The sequence below is a fragment of the Streptomyces sp. NPDC002057 genome, assembly GCF_040296665.1.
GTDB lineage: Bacteria > Actinomycetota > Actinomycetes > Streptomycetales > Streptomycetaceae > Streptomyces.
The window spans coordinates 224,771-242,761 of the sequence record NZ_JBEOXR010000004.1 but is presented as its reverse complement, the minus strand read 5'-3'; the positions used below and the strand labels follow the sequence as shown (position 1 = coordinate 242,761).

Here is a 17,991-nt window from a genome sequence, read left to right as displayed (position 1 = left end):
TTGCTGGCACGCCCCTTACATCGCGCGTATTTTCGAGGTGTTGGGGGAGGCGGGTGCAACCCGGCCCGCCGGAACGAAGGGGAGAGCCATGTCCATCATCGAAGCTCAGGCGCCACTGCACGAGGCCCACCGCGACAACCACACGCACCGTGACGTGAACGGCGGTTGGCTCCGTCCGGCCGTCTTCGGTGCCATGGACGGACTCGTCTCCAACCTCGCCCTGATGACCGGCGTCGCCGGTGGCGCGGTCTCCACGCAGACCGTCGTCATCACCGGCCTCGCCGGACTCGCGGCCGGTGCCTTCTCGATGGCCGCCGGCGAATACACCTCCGTCGCCTCGCAGCGTGAGCTCGTCCAGGCGGAACTGGACGTCGAACGACGCCAGTTGCGCAAGCACCCGATCGACGAGATGGAGGAGCTCGCCGCGCTCTACGTCTCCCGCGGCGTCGAGCCCGCGCTCGCCCGCGAGGTCGCGATGCAGCTGTCGAAGGATCCCGAGCAGGCCCTGGAGATCCACGCCCGCGAGGAACTCGGCATCGATCCGGACGACCTGCCGTCGCCGACGGTCGCCGCGGTCTCGTCCTTCGGCTCGTTCGCGCTCGGCGCGCTGCTGCCCGTGCTGCCGTTCCTGCTCGGGGCGACCGCGCTCTGGCCGGCGGTGCTGCTCGCGCTCCTCGGCCTCTTCGCCTGCGGTGCGCTCGTGGCCCGGGTGACCGCCCGGGGCTGGCTCTTCAGCGGACTGCGTCAGCTGGTCCTCGGTGGCGCCGCCGCCGCCGTCACGTACGGGCTCGGCATGCTCCTCGGGGCCGCGCTGTAACCCCGTATCCCTGCCGCCGGGACCAGCGCCCGGCACCCCCCCGCTCGCGCCGGCGGGCCCCCGGTCCGGGGGCCCGCCGGTCTCGCGTCCGGCGAGCGGCGTCCATACCGGGATCAAAGCCCCGGAACCGCTGTGACGTATCTCCCTGGCCCGATCCGCCGCGGCGATGAGACACTATGCGGGACGCCACATACATAGCCGGTTACTCGGCGGTTTCGAACCTGTGACCAACGGGAATGAGGCAGAAGCGTCGGTGGGCAACGAAGCCCACTCGGTCGACGGAACGTCGGCGACCCGGAGCCCCTCCGGACCACCCCGATCCGTCCCCGCGGGACAGGCCTCTGACCCCGCACCCCACAGGTGAACCCACACCACCGCTCCGTATCGGTGGTGTCCGCATGTTGGAATGCGCTATCCACTTCGCGAGAAGCCAGCCATCATGTAACCTGCACGAAATTTCGCGGAGGGCCAACGTCGTCCCTCGGCAGACGCTCCCCCAGACGTGGTCTGGGAGATGCCCCCAGCCACGACGACGACGGGAGAGCCGATGCGTTCCGACGCCTGGTCGCCCATGGACGGTCGCCCTGCTCCGCAGGGGATGTACGACCCCCGTAACGAACACGACGCCTGCGGTGTCGGGTTCGTGGCCACCCTCACCGGTGTAGCCAGCCACGCGCTGGTCGAGCAGGCGCTGACCGTACTGCGCAACCTCGAGCACCGCGGCGCCACCGGCTCCGAGCCCGACTCCGGTGACGGCGCCGGCATCCTTTTCCAGGTCCCCGACGCCTTCCTCCGCGAGGTCGCCGGATTCGAGCTCCCCGAGGCGGGCGCGTACGCCGTCGGCATCGCCTTCCTCCCCGAGGACGGCACCGACGAGACCGCCGCGAAGATCGAGGCGATCGCCGCCGACGAGGGCCTGAACGTCCTCGGCTGGCGCGAGGTCCCCGTCGCCCCCGAGCTGCTCGGCGCCTCCGCCCGCGCCACCATGCCGGTCTTCCGCCAGCTCTTCGTCGCCGACGGCGAGAACTCGGGCATCGCGCTCGACCGCAAGGCCTTCGTCCTGCGCAAGCGCGCCGAGCGCGAGGCCGCGACCTACTTCCCGTCGCTCTCCGCCCGCACCATCGTCTACAAGGGCATGCTGACCACCGGCCAGCTGGAGCCCTTCTTCCCGGACCTGTCGGACCGCCGCTGCGCCACCGCCGTGGCCCTGGTCCACTCCCGGTTCTCCACCAACACCTTCCCGAGCTGGCCGCTGGCCCACCCGTACCGCTTCGTGGCCCACAACGGTGAGATCAACACCGTCAAGGGCAACCGGAACTGGATGACCGCCCGCGAGGCCCAGCTCGACTCCCAGGTCTTCGGCGAGGGCTCGCTGGACCGGATCTTCCCGATCTGCACCCCGGACGCCTCCGACTCGGCCTCCTTCGACGAGGTCCTGGAGCTGCTCCACCTCGGCGGCCGCTCGCTGCCCCACGCGGTCCTCATGATGGTTCCGGAGGCGTGGGAGAACCACGAGACCATGGAGCCCGCCCGCCGCGCCTTCTACCAGTACCACTCCACGATGATGGAGCCCTGGGACGGCCCGGCCTGCGTCACCTTCACCGACGGCGTCCAGGTCGGCGCGGTCCTCGACCGCAACGGTCTGCGCCCCGGCCGCTACTGGGTCACCGACGAGGGCCTCGTCGTTCTCTCCTCCGAGGTCGGCGTCCTCGACATCGACCCCGCCAAGGTCGTCCGCAAGGGCCGCCTCCAGCCCGGCAAGATGTTCCTCGTCGACACCGCCGAGCACCGCATCGTCGAGGACGACGAGATCAAGGCCGCCCTCGCCGCCGAGAACCCCTACGCGGAGTGGCTGGAGACCGGCGAGATCGAGCTCTCCGACCTCCCCGAGCGCGAGCACATCGTGCACACCCACGCCTCGGTCACCCGCCGCCAGCAGACCTTCGGCTACACCGAGGAAGAGCTCCGCGTCATCCTCGCCCCGATGGCCCGCACCGCCGGCGAGCCCCTCGGCTCCATGGGCACGGACTCGCCGATCGCGGCCATCTCCGCCCGCCCGCGGCTGCTCTTCGACTACTTCACCCAGCTCTTCGCGCAGGTCACCAACCCGCCGCTGGACGCCATCCGCGAAGAGCTCGTGACCTCGCTGCGCTCCTCGCTGGGCCCCCAGGGCAACCTGCTCGAACCGACCTCCGTGTCGTGTCGAAGCGTCACGCTGCCCTTCCCGGTGATCGACAACGACGAGCTGGCCAAGCTCATCCACATCAACGCCGACGGCGACATGCCCGGCATGAAGGCCGCGACCCTCTCCGGCCTCTACCGCGTCTCCGGCGGCGGCGAGTCCCTCGCCGCCCGCATCGACGCGATCTGCGCCGAGGCCGACACCGCCATCGAGGGCGGCGCCCGCCTCATCGTGCTCTCCGACCGGCACTCCGACGCCGAGCACGCGCCGATCCCCTCGCTGCTGCTCACCGCGGCCGTCCACCACCACCTCATCCGTACCAAGCAGCGCACCAAGGTGGGTCTGCTCGTCGAGGCCGGTGACGTCCGCGAGGTCCACCACGTCGCCCTGCTCATCGGCTACGGCGCCGCGGCGGTCAACCCGTACCTCGCCATGGAGTCCGTCGAGGACCTGGTCCGGGCCGGCACCTTCATAGAGGGGCTGGAGCCCGAGCAGGCCATCCGGAACCTGATCTACGCCCTCGGCAAGGGCGTCCTCAAGGTCATGTCCAAGATGGGCATCTCCACCGTCGCCTCCTACCGCGGCGCCCAGGTCTTCGAGGCCGTCGGCCTCGACGAGACCTTCGTCGCCACGTACTTCAACGGCACGGCCACCAAGATCGGCGGCGCCGGACTCGACGTCGTCGCCAAGGAGGTCGCCGCCCGGCACACCAAGGCGTACCCCGTCTCCGGCGTCCCCTCGGCCCACCGCGCCCTCGACATCGGCGGCGAGTACCAGTGGCGCCGCGAGGGCGAGCCGCACCTGTTCGACCCGGAGACCGTCTTCCGCCTGCAGCACGCCACGCGCAACAAGCGGTACGACATCTTCAAGCAGTACACGGACCGGGTGAACGAGCAGTCCGAGCGCCTCATGACGCTCCGCGGCCTCTTCGGCTTCACCTCCGACCGCCCCGCGATTTCGATCGACGAGGTCGAGTCGGTCGCCGAGATCGTCAAGCGCTTCTCCACCGGCGCCATGTCGTACGGCTCCATCTCCCGCGAGGCGCACGAGACCCTCGCCGTCGCCATGAACCAGCTGGGCGCCAAGTCCAACACCGGTGAGGGCGGCGAGGACCCCGACCGCCTCTACGACCCGGCCCGCCGCTCCGCCATCAAGCAGGTCGCCTCCGGCCGCTTCGGCGTCACCAGCGAGTACCTGGTCAACGCGGACGACATCCAGATCAAGATGGCGCAGGGCGCCAAGCCCGGCGAGGGCGGCCAGCTGCCCGGCCACAAGGTCTACCCGTGGGTCGCCAGGACGCGTCACTCGACGCCCGGCGTCGGCCTCATCTCGCCGCCGCCGCACCACGACATCTACTCCATCGAAGACCTCGCGCAGCTGATCCACGACCTCAAGAACGCCAACCCGGTCGCCCGCATCCACGTGAAGCTGGTCTCCGAGGTCGGCGTCGGCACGGTCGCCGCCGGTGTCTCCAAGGCCCACGCGGACGTCGTCCTCATCTCCGGCCACGACGGCGGAACGGGCGCCTCGCCGCTCACCTCGCTGAAGCACGCCGGCGGACCCTGGGAGCTCGGCCTCGCCGAGACCCAGCAGACGCTGCTGCTCAACGGGTTGCGCGACCGGATCGTCGTCCAGACCGACGGCCAGCTCAAGACCGGCCGCGACGTCGTCATCGCCGCGCTGCTCGGCGCCGAGGAGTTCGGTTTCGCGACCGCGCCGCTCGTCGTCTCCGGCTGCGTCATGATGCGCGTCTGCCACCTGGACACCTGCCCGGTCGGCATCGCCACCCAGAACCCGGTCCTGCGCGACCGCTTCTCCGGCAAGCCCGAGTTCGTCGTCAACTTCTTCGAGTTCATCGCCGAGGAGGTCCGCGAGATCCTCGCCGAGCTGGGCTTCCGCACCATCGAAGAGGCCGTCGGCCACGCCGAGCTGCTCGACACCAGCCGCGCCGTCACCCACTGGAAGGCGCAGGGTCTCGACCTGGAGCCGCTCTTCTACGTGCCGGAGCTGCCCGAGGGCGCGGTCCGCCACGCCCTGATCGAGCAGGACCACGGCCTGGAGAAGGCCCTCGACAACGAGCTGATCCAGCTCGCCGCCGAGGCCCTGAACGCCGCCTCCGCCGAGCAGGCCCAGCCGGTCCGCGCGCAGGTCGCCATCCGCAACATCAACCGCACGGTCGGCACCATGCTCGGCCACCAGGTGACGAAGAGGTTCGGCGGCGCGGGCCTCCCGGCCGACACCATCGACATCACCTTCACCGGCTCGGCCGGCCAGTCCTTCGGTGCCTTCCTGCCGAGCGGTGTCACCCTCCGCCTGGAGGGCGACGCGAACGACTACGTCGGCAAGGGCCTCTCCGGCGGCCGTGTGATCGTCCGTCCCGACCGGGGCGCCGACCACCTCGCCGAGTACTCGACCATCGCGGGCAACACCATCGGGTACGGCGCGACCGGGGGCGAACTGTTCCTCCGCGGCCGCACCGGCGAGCGCTTCTGCGTCCGCAACTCCGGCGCCCTGGTCGTCTCGGAGGGCGTGGGCGACCACGGCTGCGAGTACATGACCGGCGGTACGGCGGTCGTCCTCGGCGAGACCGGACGCAACTTCGCGGCCGGCATGTCCGGCGGCGTCGCCTACGTCATCGACCTCGACCGGGACAACGTCAACCCCGGCAACCTGGGGGCGGTCGAAGCCCTGTCGGACACCGACAAGGACTGGCTGCACGACGTCGTGCGCCGCCACCACGAGGAGACCGGCTCCACGGTCGCCGAGAAGCTCCTCGCCGACTGGACCGCCGGCGCGGACCGGTTCAGCAAGATCATCCCCACCACGTACAAGGCAGTGCTCGCCGCCAAGGACGCCGCTGAGCTCGCCGGTCTCTCCGAGACGGAGACCACCGAGAAGATGATGGAGGCGGCGACCCATGGCTGACCCCAAGGGCTTCCTGACCACCGGGCGCGAAGTCGCCGAGACCCGGCCGGTGGGAGAGCGCGTCAGGGACTGGAACGAGGTCTACGTTCCCGGCTCCCTGCTGCCGATCATCAGCAAGCAGGCCGGCCGCTGCATGGACTGCGGCATCCCGTTCTGCCACAACGGCTGTCCCCTCGGGAACCTGATCCCCGAGTGGAACGACTACGCCTACCGCGAGGACTGGTCGGCGGCGCAGGAGCGCCTGCACGCCACCAACAACTTCCCGGAGTTCACCGGCCGCCTCTGCCCGGCGCCGTGCGAGTCCGCGTGCGTGCTCGGCATCAACCAGCCGGCCGTCACCATCAAGAACGTCGAAGTCTCCATCATCGACAAGGCCTGGGACGCGAACGACGTCAAGCCGCAGGCGCCCGAGCGGCTCTCCGGCAAGACCGTCGCCGTCATCGGCTCCGGCCCGGCCGGACTCGCCGCCGCCCAGCAGCTGACCCGGGCCGGCCACACCGTCGCCGTCTTCGAGCGCGCGGACCGGATCGGTGGTCTCCTCCGGTACGGCATCCCCGAGTTCAAGATGGAGAAGCGGCACATCAACCGCCGCATCGAGCAGATGCGCGCGGAGGGCACCAAGTTCCGCACGGGCGTGGAGATCGGCCGCGACATCACGGCCACCGACCTGCGCAAGCGGTACGACGCCGTCGTCATCGCCGCCGGTGCCACCACCGCCCGCGACCTGCCCGCCCCGGGCCGTGAGCTGGCGGGCATCCACCAGGCGATGGAGTACCTGCCGCTCGCCAACAAGGTCGTCGAAGGCGACTTCGTGACCCCGCCGATCACCGCCGAGGGCAAGCACGTCGTCGTGATCGGCGGCGGCGACACCGGCGCCGACTGCGTCGGCACCGCCCACCGCCAGGGCGCCGCCTCGGTCACCCAGCTGGAGATCATGCCGCGACCGGGCGAGGACCGGAACGCCGGCCAGCCCTGGCCGACCTTCCCCATGCTGTACAAGGTCACCTCCGCGCACGAGGAGGGCGGCGAGCGGGTCTACTCCGTCTCCACCACCCACTTCGAGGGCGACGAGGACGGCAACGTCCAGTTCCTCCACCTCGTCGAGGTCGAGTTCGTCGAGGGCAAGCTGACCCAGAAGCCGGGCACGGAGCGCAAGATCCCCGCCCAGCTGGTCACCCTCGCGATGGGCTTCACCGGCACGGACGTGGAGAACGGTCTCGTCGGCCAGTTTGGTCTGGACCTCGACGCGCGGGGTAACATCGCCCGAGACGCGGACTTCGCCACCAATGTCGATGGCGTGTACGTCGCCGGAGACGCCGGCCGTGGCCAGTCGCTCATCGTCTGGGCGATTGCCGAAGGCCGCTCCGCGGCCCGCGGCGTGGACCGCTTCCTGACCGGAGCCAGCTCCCTGCCGGCCCCGATCCGCCCGACGGACCGTTCCCTGATGGTCTGACCGGCCCCCAGAACGTCCCGTACAACGACGTGCGGAACTGAGCGCGGCGCCCCCCGAATGTCCCCGACCGGACGACTGGGTGGGCGCCGCGGTGCGTCCCGGCACGGGGCTATCGCCGCGGCTGCCGCAGCCACCCCGCCGCCGCGTCGAGCGCCCCGTCCGCCTCCGGCAGCAGGCCCGCCCCGGCGAGGAAGCCGTGGAACACACCCGTGTGGAGGTGGACCACGGTCGGCACGCCCGCCGCGGAGAGGCGGCGGGCGTAGGCGAGGCCCTCGTCGCGCAGGGGGTCGCAGTCGGCGAGGACGAGGAGGGCCGGGGGAAGGCCCCGGAGCTCCGCCGCCAGGCCGGGGGAGGCCGCGGCCGGATCGCCGTCCGGTCCCAGGTACCGCTGCCAGTACCAGCGCATGTGGGCCGTGGTGTGGAAGTGGCCCTCCGCGAAGTCCCGTGCCGAGGCGGTGTCCAGGCGGTGGTCGAGCGCCGGGTGGACGAGGAGCTGGCCCGCGAGCGGCGGGCCGCCCCCGTCGCGGGCGCGCAGGGCGGCGGCCGCCGCCAGGCTGCCGCCGCTGGAGTCGCCCGCCACGACGAGGGGGCGACCGGGGTATCTCTCCGCCGCCCACGCCACGGCCGTGCACATGTCGTCCTCCGCCGCCGGGAAGCGGTGCTCCGGCGCGCGCCGGTAGCCGACGGAGACGACGGTCGCCCCGGTACGGGAGGCCAGCGCGCGGCACAGCCGGTCGTGGGTGTCCAGGTCGCACAGGACCCAGCCGCCGCCGTGCGCGAAGACGACGACGAGGCTCTCCGCGCCCTCGTAGAGGCGGACGGGGACGCCGTCGGCCTCGGTGTCCCGCGCGGGTGGGACCTCGCCGAGGCGCGCCCGGGCGGCCGCCCGCAGCGCTGCCACGCCCGCCTCGGGGCGGGGGAAGCCCGCCGACATGGCGTCGCAGAGCGCGCGGGCGGCGGGCGTGAGGAGGTCGGGCGGCGGCGTGGCGGGGGTCGGCGTGGGCGTCCCCGGGGCGCCGGGCCCCTGCGGGGCGGGTGCCGGCGCGGCGGGACCCGAGGTGTCGGGGCTCATGCCGTGAGACCTCCGTCCACCGTGAACTCCGCGCCCGTCACGTACGAGGACGCGTCCGAGAGCAGGAAGGCGATCAGTTCCCCGACCTCCTCCGGGCGGCCCATCCGGCCGAGGGGGACGTGCGTCCAGTCCCGGTCCGCGACCGCCGCCGTCATGGGGGTGTCGATCGCGCCCGGGTGGACCGAGTTGACGCGCACGCCGTACCGCGCGAGGTCGAGCGCCGAGGAGCGGGTCAGGCCCCGGAGGCCGAACTTGCCCGCCCCGTAGGCGGCGTGGCCCGGGACTCCGGTGAGACCCGCCGTGGACGACACGTTCACGACCGAGCCGCCGCCCGCCTCGCGGAGCGCCGGCAGGACCGCCTGGACGCCGAGGAAGGGACCCAGCAGGTTCACCCGGAGCAGCAGCTCGAAGTTCTCGTACGTCTCCGACTCCACCGGGGCCGTCCGCCACACCGCCGCGTTGTTGACCAGCCCGTCGATCCTTCCGTACGCGGCGAGCGCCGTCCCGGTCGCGGTCCGCCAGTCGTCGGCGCTCGTCACGTCGTGGCGGACGAAGACGGCCGGGTCGCCGAGGGTCTCCGCGACCGCCCGGCCCTCCTCCTCCCGTACGTCGGTGAGGACGACCCGCGCCCCCGACGCCGTCAGGAGCCGGGCCTCGGCGGCGCCCTGGCCGCGCGCCGCGCCCGTCACGATCACGACCTTGCCGTCCAGGGCGCTCACGCGGCCGCGTCCGGGGCCCGGAAGTGCGGGATGACCTTCGTGCCCCACTGGCGGATCGTCTCCAGGCAGACCTCCTGCGGCACGGTTCCCATCTGGATCAGGCACATCACCTCGTCGACGCCGATCTCGCGGAGCCGTTCGACGTAGGCGATCGCGGTGGTGGCGTCGCCGTAGGCGTGGTCGGTGTTGTAGGTGCCGGTGTCGACGGGCCGGGCGGGGATGTCCGCCTCGTGGAGCCGGGCGATCAGCCGCTCCCGTTCGTGGGCGAGGGCGCCGGCGTGGTCCTCGTCCTCCGCGTAGCCGGTGGGGGCGGGGGCGCCGCCGTACCAGTGGGCGATCGACTCGGCGAAGAAGCGCTGGCCCCGGGTGCCGAGCCGGAGGGCGCGGTCGGCGTCGTCCAGGACGATCGTCGGGCAGAGGGCGGAGAAGTGGTCGTTGACCGAGGTCGACACCAGCCGTGACCCGTCCCGGGCGGCGACGGCCCCGTCGTACACCGTCCGCATCGCGCGGACGTCGTCGGCGCCCGCGAACCCCATCACGAGCGCGCCGATGCCGAGTTCGGCGGCCTGCCGGAGCGATTCGTGCTGCGAGCAGGCCATGAAGAGGGGTGGGTGCGGCCGCTGGACGGGGCGGGGGAGGACGGCGCCGGGGCCGATGTCGAGGGAGCCGTGCCACTCGAACTCCGGCTCGCGCCAGGCGGCGGCGAAGATGCGCAGCGCCTCCTCCGTCTGCGGCCGGGTGTCGTCGGGGCGGACCCCGAACATCCGCATCTCCTGGCGGGTGGCGCCCCGCCCCGCGCCGATGTCGACCCGGCCGCCGGAGAGGACGTCGAGCATGGCGGCGCGTTCGGCGACCCGGACGGGGTGCTGGTAGCCGAAGGGCATGGTGACCACGCCGTGGCCGACGCGGATCGTGCGGGTGCGGGCGGCGACCCAGGTCAGGAAGATCTCGGACGCGCTCATGTGGGCGTACTGGGTGAGGGAGTGGTGCTCGACCGCCCAGATCCGGTCGAAGCCCATCTCCTCGGCGAGGACGGCCTGTTCGACGCAGTCGTGGATGACGCGGTGTTCGCGGGCGGGGGTCGGGTCGACGAGCTGTGCTTCGAAGATCATGGAGAACTTCACGGGGCGCTCCTCCCGGAGAAGAGACAGTAGATATGCCTAATCGAAATACTTCTAGCAGGCATAGGTGGGGGAGGGAAGGGCCGTAGACTGCCGACCGTGGCGGACGAAGAGACCGTGCCGGTGCTACCGGCGACCAGCTGGGCCGTGCTCGGACTGCTCTCCTTCGGGCGGGAGTTGTCCGGCTACGACCTCAAGAAGTGGTCGGACCGGTCCGTGGGGCTCTTCTACTGGAGCCCCTCCTTCAGCCAGATCTACAGCGAGCTCAAGCGCCTGGAGAAGGCCGGATACGCCGGATCGCGCCTGGTCGCCCCCGAGGCCGGCTCGCGCGACAAGCGCGTCTACCGGATCACCGACGAGGGCCTCGCCGCCGTCCGGCTCTGGGCCCGCACCGCCCCGCTCGACCCGCCCGTCCTCAAACACGGGCCGATGCTCCGGCTCTGGCTCGGCCATCTCCTCGAACCCGACCGGACGCGGGAGATCCTGGCCGCTCACCGTGAGTACGCCGAGACCATGCGGCGGCGCGCCGAGGCCGACGTGGCGGACGCGGGTGCGGACGAGGCGTGGGCGTACCCCCGGCTCACCCTCACCTGGGCCGAGCGGTACTACGCCGCCGAGCGCGACCTGGCCGACGCCATGCTCGCGGACATCGAGGAGCTGGAGGGGGAACGCCCATGACGATGAGCCTGCGGAAGGTCGAGGAGGCCGCGCCCGCGCTGGTCAGCCTCTACAAGGAGGCCGGGGACTCGTTGCGGAGGCAGGGGATCGACGGGCAGTGCGTCGCCGTCTACCTCGTCGTCGACTACTCCGGGTCGATGAAGCCGTACTACGACAGCGGCGCCGTCCAGGCCCTGGCGGACCGGGTGCTCGGGCTCTCCGCGCAGGTCGACGACGACGGGCGGGTGCCGGTCGTCTTCTTCTCCACCGACATCGACGCCGAGACCGACATCCGGCTCGACGACCACGTCGGCAGGATCGACCGGATCGTCGCCGGGCTCGGGCACATGGGCAGGACGAGTTACCACCTCGCCATGGACGCCGTCATCGACCACTACCTGGACAGCGGCTCCACCGCGCCGGCGCTCGTCGTCTTCCAGACCGACGGCGGGCCGATCAACAAGCTCGCCGCCGAGCGGTACGTGTGCAAGGCGGCCCGGCTGCCGCTCTTCTGGCAGTTCATCGGCTTCGGCGATCCGGGCAGCCGTCAGTTCGAGTTCCTCCGCCGGCTCGACGAGCTGGACGTCCCCGCCAGGCGGCCGGTCGACAACGCCGGTTTCTTCCACGCGGGCCGGGACCCCGGCCGGATCCCGGACGCGGAGCTGTACGACCGGCTCGTCGGCGACTTCCCGGCCTGGCTCGCCGCCGCGCGCGGGCAGGGCATCGTCCGCTCCTGAATCCCGGCCCGGAGGCGGGCCGGGCCGGGGGCGCGGGAAATCGTTGGCCAGGGTCGCGGCCGACCGCGATCATGCCCGGATGAGTTCTCTTGTGCGACACGTGACCATCGACTGCGCCGACGCCTACGCCCTGGCGACCTTCTGGGCGCAGGCCCTCGACTCGAAGCTGGCCGACGACGACTTTCCCGGTGACCCGGAGGCGCTCGTCGCGGCTCCCGGGGTCGACCTCCTCTTCGTCCGCGTCGCCGACGTGAAGTCGGTGAAGAACCGCGTCCACCTCGACCTCCAGCCGCAGGACCGCACCCGTGACGAGGAGGTCGAGCGGCTGCTCGGCATCGGCGCCACCCTGTTCGACGACCGCCGCAACCCGGACGGCTCCGGCTGGGCGACCCTGCGGGACCCGGAGGGCAACGAGTTCTGCGTCGAGCGCAGCAAGGCGGAGCGCGCCGCCACGGCCTGACGGCGGCCGCCTCCCGTCCGCTCCGGGCGGCCCCCTCGCGCCCGCCCCGGGAACAGGCGGGAACGGACGGAGCAATCCGGACAGTGGATGTCGGGTATCCGGTGTTTCCTGGAGACATGGGAGACACCGGAACCACCTGGTCGGCCTTCGAGGCCGCCGAACCCGAGTTCGCCGCGACCGTCCGCGAGCGCTTCGGGCAGCACACCCACCACGCCCTCGCCACCGTGCGGAAGGACGGCTCGCCCCGGCTCAGCGGCATCGAGGCGGGCTTCCGCTTCGACGAGCTCTGGCTCGGCATGATGCCGAACTCCCGCAAGGCCCTCGACCTGCGCCGCGACCCCCGGCTCGCCCTCCTCGCCAACCCGGGCCCCGGCACCGACATGGGCGGCGGCGACGTCCGCGTCTCCGGACGGGCGGTCGAGATCACCGACCCCGGGACCATCGCCCGGTACGTGGCCGAGGCGGGCGATCCCCAGCCGTTCCACCTCTTCCGGGTGGAGCCCACCGAGGTCGTACGGACCTGGGTGGACGGCGACGAGCTCGTCGTCCGCACCTGGACTCCCGGACGCTCCTCCCGCACCCTCCGGCGCGGCAACGACGACAGCCCCCCGCGCCAGGTGTCACAGGCCGGGTGACGAAGGGACGCGCGCCGGGTAGCGTGGGGATCTTCGGACGGCGGAAGCCCTCCGGAGTCCTGAAGGCAGTGCCATGACCCCGCGTTCCGACGACACTCCCGTGCGAGCCCGGCTCCGGCTCGACGCCGCGCTCGCCGAGGTGGCCACCGCCTTCCGCGGCGCGACCGCCGCCGCGGACGAGGTCCAGTGCGACTGCCACTGGGGCGGTGAGGAAGAGCTGGCGCGGTTGAAGTCCCCGGACCTGGAACTGGACCCCGACCTCCTGCACCGCACCTGGTCGGCTCCCGACTGGCGCGACAAGGGCGCCGTGCTGCGCCGCGTCCTGCCCCAGTTCTCCGTCGCCCTCGTCCATGGCCTGGTGGAGCCGATGTCCGGCATGGAGGACGTCGGGCGGGTGTTCGCCTGGGGCGGGTGGGACCGGTGGCCCGCCCGCCAGAGCGCGGCGGTGGGGGAGTTCCTGCACGCCTGGTGGGCGTACAGCCTCGTCGAGACGGATCCCGCCGTGCCCGTGCACGAGCTGCTCGTGCTGTGCGCCGAGGCCTCCGGCACGCTCGACCCCTGGCTCGCCGTATGGGAGACGACGGACCATCCGGCGGCCCACCGGCACCTGGCCGAGGCGGCCGACCAGTGGGACCACGACCTCCTCGCGGACGAACTTCCCTGGCGCACCTGGCACGACGAGGACCGGCTGCGCACCGGGCTGGCGGCCTGGCTGGTCCGCCACGCCCACCCCCGGCTGCGGTCCCGGGGCGCTCCGGGGGAACTGCTCCACCGGATACGGCTGATCGGCCTCAGCGGTCCGGCCCGCTGGGAGGACCCGCACTGGCCGAACCACCGCTACTGAGCCACGCGTCCGCACCCGGTCGGGAACGCGCGCCGGGGACGGCCGCCCCCGGTCCGGAGCCCGCTCCGGGGAAGGCCGCCCCCGGCGCGGGAGGGCGCGCCGAGTCCGTCCGCCCCCCGTCAGGCGCACGCGCGGAGGACGGCCGCCCGGCAGGTGGCCGGGTCGCCCCAGGCGTCCCGCAGCGGGCGCGCCTTGCGCAGCCACAGGGAGAGGTCCAGCTCCTCCGTGTAGCCGACCGCGCCGTGGATCTGCAGCGCGGTGCGGGCCGCCGCGTATCCCGCCTCGCCGGTCGTCACCTTGGCCGCCGCGAGGTCCCCGTCCGCCAGCGTCACCGCCGCCCCGAAGAGCAGCGGCCTCGCGAACTCCAGGGCGAGCAGCGTGTCGGCCAGCCGGTGCTTGACCGCCTGGAACGCGCCGATCGGGGTGCCGAACTGGGAGCGCTGCCGGGCGTACCCGACCGTCCGGTCGAGCAGCGCGAGGCCCACGCCCAGTGACTGCGCCGCCGTCGCCAGCCGCGCCCAGCGCAGGGCCTCCCCGGCCGCGGCGGCCACGGCCGGGCCCTCGGCGAGCAGCTCCCCGCCGGGCGCGGGGCGCGCGAGCCGCCGCGCGGGGTCCGCGGACACCCGGACCGGGCCGTGGCCGGGCGCCCGCCACAGCTCCCCGCCCCGCACGACGAGCACGGCGTCGGCCCGGTCGGCGTCGAGGGCGTAGGGGACGGCAGGCCGCCCCGGAGGACGGTCGCGGTCCGCTCCGGAGGCCGGCCCGGTCCCCGGCCTCGCTCCGGCGGCCGGGCTCGACCGCGCCCCCGCTCCGGCGGCCCGCCCCGCCGGGACGGCCGTCCCCGCGTCCGGCATCGCCAGCGTCGCCGTCCGCTCGCCCGAGGCCAGCCCCGGCAGCAGGCGTTTCGCCGGGCCCGGCTCGCCGAGCCGCGCCAGCTCGCCCAGGAGCGCCGCCGTCGCCACCGTCTCCACCACCGGACCCGGAACCACGTGCCGGCCCAGCTCCACGAAGGCGTGGGCGAGTTCCACGGGGAGCGGTCCGAGCCCCTCGTACGCCTCCGGTACCGCGAGCGCGAACACGCCCGCCTCCGCCAGCCGCCCCCACAGCGCCCGCCCCGGCCCGGGGTCGCCGCCCGCCCAGGCACGGGCCGCCGCCGGGGTGTCCGAGGCGGTCAGCATCGCGTCCAGGGAGCGGGCGAAGGCCCGCTGTTCCCCGGTCGGCAGGAAGCTCATCAGCGGCGCCCCTTCGGGAGGCCGAGCAGCCGCTCGGCGATGATGTCGCGCTGGATCTCGTTGGTGCCCGCGTAGAGGGGGCCCGCGAGCGCGAAGACGTACCCCTCGGCCCAGGGGCCGTCGGCCCACTCGCCCGCCGGGCCCAGGAGGTCGAGCGCCGTCTCGTGCAGCGCCAGGTCGTACTCCGACCAGAAGACCTTGTTGAGACTGGACTCGGCCCCCGACGGCGCTCCCGCCGCGAGCCGTGCCGCCGCGCCCGCCGTGAACAGCTGGTACGCCCGCGCCCCGATCACCGCGTCCGCCACCCGGTCCCGCAGCGCCGGACCGGCCGGGGTGTCCTCCGCGCGCCAGAGCGCGACGAGCCGGTCGGCGGCGGCGAGGAAGCGGCCGGGGGAGCGGAGCATCAGACCGCGCTCGTTGCCGGTGGTGGACATCGCGATGCGCCAGCCCTGGCCGGGCTCCCCGATGACGTCCTCGTCGGGGACGAACACCTCGTCGAGGAAGAGCTCCGCGAAGGCCGGCTTCCCGTCGAGCCGGCCGATGGGACGGACCGTCACCCCCGGCGCCCGCAGGTCGAACATGAGATAGGTGAGGCCCCGGTGGGGCCGGTCCGCGTCCGGGTCGCTGCGGAAGATGCCGAAGGCCCGGTCGGCGAAGGCGGCCCGGGAGGACCAGGTCTTCTGCCCGGAGAGCAGCCAGCCGCGGTCCGTACGGACCGCGCGGGAGGTGAGGGACGCCAGGTCGGAGCCCGCCTCGGGCTCCGACCACGCCTGCGCCCAGATCGTCCCGCCGGTCGCCATCGACGGCAGCACCCGGGCCCGCTGCTCCTCCGTGCCGTGGTCGAAGAGGGTGGGGGCGAGGAGCTGGACGCCGTTCTGCGAGACCCGGCCGGGTGCCCCCGCCGCCCAGTACTCCTCCTCGAAGACCAGCCACCGGGCGAGGTCGACGCCCCGGCCGCCGTACTCCTCGGGCCAGGAGACCACCGACCAGCGGGCGGCGGCCAGTTCGGCCTCCCAGGCGCGGTGGGCGGCGAAGCCCTCCGCCGTTTCGAGGGAGGGCGGGGGCGTGGCGGGGACGTGCGCCCGCAGCCACTCCCGGGCCTCCGCCCGGAAGGCCTCCTCGGCCCGTGTGTACGAGAGGTCCATCGGTCACCCCGCCCTCACCCGTTCCCTAACAAGTGTTTGGTAGGTTAACGTACGGCCATGAGCAGCGTCGAGGAGTTCCGGGCGGAGATACGGGGCTGGCTGAAGACCCACCTCAGCGGCTCCTTCGCCGCCCTCAGAGGGCGCGGCGGACCCGGCCGCGAGCACGAGGCCTTCGCCGAACGCCTCGCCTGGGAACGGCACCTGGCCGCCCACGGCTGGACCTGCGTCGGCTGGCCGAAGGAGTACGGCGGACGCGGCGCGAGCATCGAGGAACAGATCGCCTTCCACGAGGAGTACGCCCTCGCCGACGCGCCCGCCCGCGTCAACCACATCGGTGAACAGCTCCTCGGCCCCACCCTCATCGACCACGGCACCGAGGAACAGAAGGCCCGCTTCCTGCCCCCGATCCGCGCCGTCCGGGAACTCTGGTGCCAGGGCTACAGCGAACCCGGCGCCGGCTCCGACCTCGCCGCCGTCCGCACCCGCGCGGTACGGGACGGCGACGCGTGGGCGGTGACCGGACAGAAGATCTGGACCTCCCTCGCCCACGAGGCCCAGTGGTGCTTCGTCCTCGCCAGGACGGAGCCGGGCGCACGGCGCCACGCCGGACTCTCCTACCTCCTCGTCCCCCTCGACCGGCCCGGCGTCGAGATCCGGCCCATCGTCCAGCTCACCGGCACCAGCGAGTTCAACGAGGTCTTCTTCGACGGGGCCCGCACGGACGCGGCGAACGTCGTCGGCGCGCCCGGCGACGGCTGGCGGATCGCCATGGCCACCCTCGGCTACGAACGCGGCGTCTCCACCCTCGGCCAGCAGGTCGGCTTCCGCCGCGAACTCGACGCCCTCGTCGCCCTCGCCCGCCACAACGGCTCCGCCGCCGACCCCGACATCCGCGACCGCCTCACCCGCGCCTGGGCCGGCCTCGAAGCCCTGCGCGCCGGAGCCCTGCGCGGCACCGACCCCTCCGCCGCCAAGCTCTCCTGGTCCCACTGGCACCGCGACCTCGGCGAACTCGCCCTGGAGGTGTGCGGCCCCACCGCCACCCTCGCCACCTCCGCCCCCTACGAACTCGACGACTGGCAGCGCCTGTTCCTCTTCTCCCGCGCCGACACCGTCTACGCCGGCTCCAGCGAGATCCAGCGGAACATCATCGCCGAGCGGGTGCTCGGCCTCCCCAAGGAGCCGCGCCCATGACCCGTACCCCGCCGCCCCCCTACGTGAAGGGCCACGGCCTCCTCGCCGGACGGACCGCCGTCGTCACCGCCGCCGCCGGCGCCGGGATCGGCGGCGCCACCGCCCGCCGCTTCCTGGAGGAAGGCGCCCGCGTGCTCGTCAGCGACGCCCACACCCGGCGCCTCAAGGAGACCGAGACCGCGCTCGCCGCCGAGTTCGGCGCCGGATCCGTCGCCTCCCAGCCGTGCGACGTCACCGACGACAGCCAGGTCCAGGCCCTGTACGACACCGCCGTACGGCTCCACGGACGCCTCGACATCATCGTCAACAACGCCGGCCTCGGCGGCACCGCCGACCTCGCCGACATGACCGACGAGCAGTGGAACCGGGTCCTCGACGTCACCCTCGGCGGCACCTTCCGCTGCACCCGGGCCGCCCTCCGCCGCTTCCGCGACTCCGGCACCGGCGGCGTCGTCGTCAACAACGCCTCCGTCGTCGGCTGGCGCGCCCAGACCGGACAGGCCCACTACGCCGCCGCCAAGGCCGGCGTCATGGCCCTCACCCGCTGCGCGGCCGTCGAGGCGGCCGCGTACGGCGTCCGCGTCAACGCCGTCTCCCCGTCCCTCGCCATGCACCCCCACCTGGCCAAGGTCACCACCGCCGAACTCCTGGACGAGCTCACCGCCCGCGAGGCCTTCGGCCGGTACGCCGAGCCCTGGGAGATCGCCAACGTCATCGTCTTCCTCGCCGGCGACTACTCCTCCTACATGACCGGCGAGACGGTCTCCGTCAGCAGCCAGCACCCGTAGGCCCAGAATG

Annotated in this window: 15 protein-coding genes; 10 read left to right on the top strand and 5 right to left on the bottom strand. The window is 73.0% G+C overall.

All coding sequences use genetic code 11. The annotated features are described in order from the left end of the window. Nucleotides 1-88: 88 nt before the first annotated feature. From ABT129_RS05760 to ABT129_RS05750, 3 genes are all read left to right on the top strand, one after another. Nucleotides 89-817, top strand: coding sequence for a VIT1/CCC1 transporter family protein (locus ABT129_RS05760; RefSeq protein ID WP_351896984.1), 729 nt, complete (start codon nt 89-91; stop codon nt 815-817). Between the two features lie 547 nt (nt 818-1,364). Beyond that, the gene (gene gltB, locus ABT129_RS05755) at nt 1,365-5,924 is read left to right on the top strand and encodes a glutamate synthase large subunit (protein WP_351896982.1); all 4,560 of its coding nucleotides are present in this window, start codon (nt 1,365-1,367) and stop codon (nt 5,922-5,924) included. Beyond that, a complete protein-coding gene (locus ABT129_RS05750) occupies nt 5,917-7,377 on the top strand; it encodes a glutamate synthase subunit beta (RefSeq protein WP_351896980.1) in 1,461 nt (486 codons plus the stop codon). The genes gltB and ABT129_RS05750 overlap by 8 nt, the downstream gene beginning before the upstream one ends. 109 nt (nt 7,378-7,486) lie before the next feature. Here ABT129_RS05750 and ABT129_RS05745 read toward each other — a convergent pair whose 3' ends face one another. The 3 genes from ABT129_RS05745 to ABT129_RS05735 are packed head-to-tail and all read right to left on the bottom strand — an operon-like array spanning nt 7,487 to nt 10,292. Next, complete coding sequence (locus ABT129_RS05745; protein WP_351896978.1) at nt 7,487-8,449, bottom strand: alpha/beta hydrolase; 963 nt, start codon at nt 8,447-8,449, stop codon at nt 7,487-7,489. Then, nucleotides 8,446-9,168: an SDR family NAD(P)-dependent oxidoreductase gene (locus ABT129_RS05740; RefSeq protein WP_351896976.1), complete on the bottom strand. Its 723-nt coding sequence runs from the start codon at nt 9,166-9,168 to the stop codon at nt 8,446-8,448. Before ABT129_RS05740 ends, ABT129_RS05745 begins: the two co-directional genes overlap by 4 nt. Then, nucleotides 9,165-10,292, bottom strand: coding sequence for an LLM class flavin-dependent oxidoreductase (locus tag ABT129_RS05735; RefSeq protein ID WP_351896974.1), 1,128 nt, complete (start codon nt 10,290-10,292; stop codon nt 9,165-9,167). The genes ABT129_RS05740 and ABT129_RS05735 overlap by 4 nt, the downstream gene beginning before the upstream one ends. A gap of 96 nt (nt 10,293-10,388) precedes the next feature. Between ABT129_RS05735 and ABT129_RS05730 the strand changes: the two genes are divergently transcribed. From ABT129_RS05730 to ABT129_RS05710, 5 genes are all read left to right on the top strand, one after another. After that, nucleotides 10,389-10,967: a helix-turn-helix transcriptional regulator gene (locus tag ABT129_RS05730; protein WP_351896972.1), complete on the top strand. Its 579-nt coding sequence runs from the start codon at nt 10,389-10,391 to the stop codon at nt 10,965-10,967. Further along, entirely contained in the window at nt 10,964-11,683 is a 720-nt protein-coding gene (locus ABT129_RS05725; protein ID WP_351896969.1) for a VWA domain-containing protein, read from the top strand. Before ABT129_RS05730 ends, ABT129_RS05725 begins: the two co-directional genes overlap by 4 nt. Nucleotides 11,684-11,762: 79 nt before the next feature. Beyond that, nucleotides 11,763-12,143 carry a VOC family protein gene (locus ABT129_RS05720; protein ID WP_351896967.1) on the top strand — a complete coding sequence of 127 codons (381 nt, stop codon included), beginning with the start codon at nt 11,763-11,765 and terminating at the stop codon, nt 12,141-12,143. A 116-nt stretch (nt 12,144-12,259) separates the two neighbouring features. After that, nucleotides 12,260-12,778 carry a pyridoxamine 5'-phosphate oxidase family protein gene (locus tag ABT129_RS05715; RefSeq protein ID WP_351896965.1) on the top strand — a complete coding sequence of 173 codons (519 nt, stop codon included), beginning with the start codon at nt 12,260-12,262 and terminating at the stop codon, nt 12,776-12,778. A 73-nt stretch (nt 12,779-12,851) separates the two neighbouring features. Next, a complete protein-coding gene (locus ABT129_RS05710) occupies nt 12,852-13,622 on the top strand; it encodes a hypothetical protein (protein WP_351896962.1) in 771 nt (256 codons plus the stop codon). 119 nt (nt 13,623-13,741) lie between these two features. Here ABT129_RS05710 and ABT129_RS05705 read toward each other — a convergent pair whose 3' ends face one another. Both ABT129_RS05705 and ABT129_RS05700 read right to left on the bottom strand, forming a co-directional pair. After that, on the bottom strand, nt 13,742-14,854 hold the full coding sequence (locus ABT129_RS05705; protein ID WP_351896960.1) for an acyl-CoA dehydrogenase family protein: 1,113 nt from the start codon (nt 14,852-14,854) through the stop codon (nt 13,742-13,744). After that, nucleotides 14,854-15,999, bottom strand: coding sequence for an acyl-CoA dehydrogenase family protein (locus tag ABT129_RS05700; protein WP_351896958.1), 1,146 nt, complete (start codon nt 15,997-15,999; stop codon nt 14,854-14,856). The genes ABT129_RS05705 and ABT129_RS05700 overlap by 1 nt, the downstream gene beginning before the upstream one ends. 57 nt (nt 16,000-16,056) lie before the next feature. Between ABT129_RS05700 and ABT129_RS05695 the strand changes: the two genes are divergently transcribed. After that, nucleotides 16,057-17,193, top strand: a complete 1,137-nt coding sequence (locus ABT129_RS05695; RefSeq protein ID WP_351896956.1) for an acyl-CoA dehydrogenase family protein — start codon at nt 16,057-16,059, stop codon at nt 17,191-17,193. Next, nucleotides 17,190-17,981, top strand: coding sequence for an SDR family oxidoreductase (locus ABT129_RS05690; protein WP_351896954.1), 792 nt, complete (start codon nt 17,190-17,192; stop codon nt 17,979-17,981). The genes ABT129_RS05695 and ABT129_RS05690 overlap by 4 nt, the downstream gene beginning before the upstream one ends. Nucleotides 17,982-17,991 lie beyond the last annotated feature (10 nt).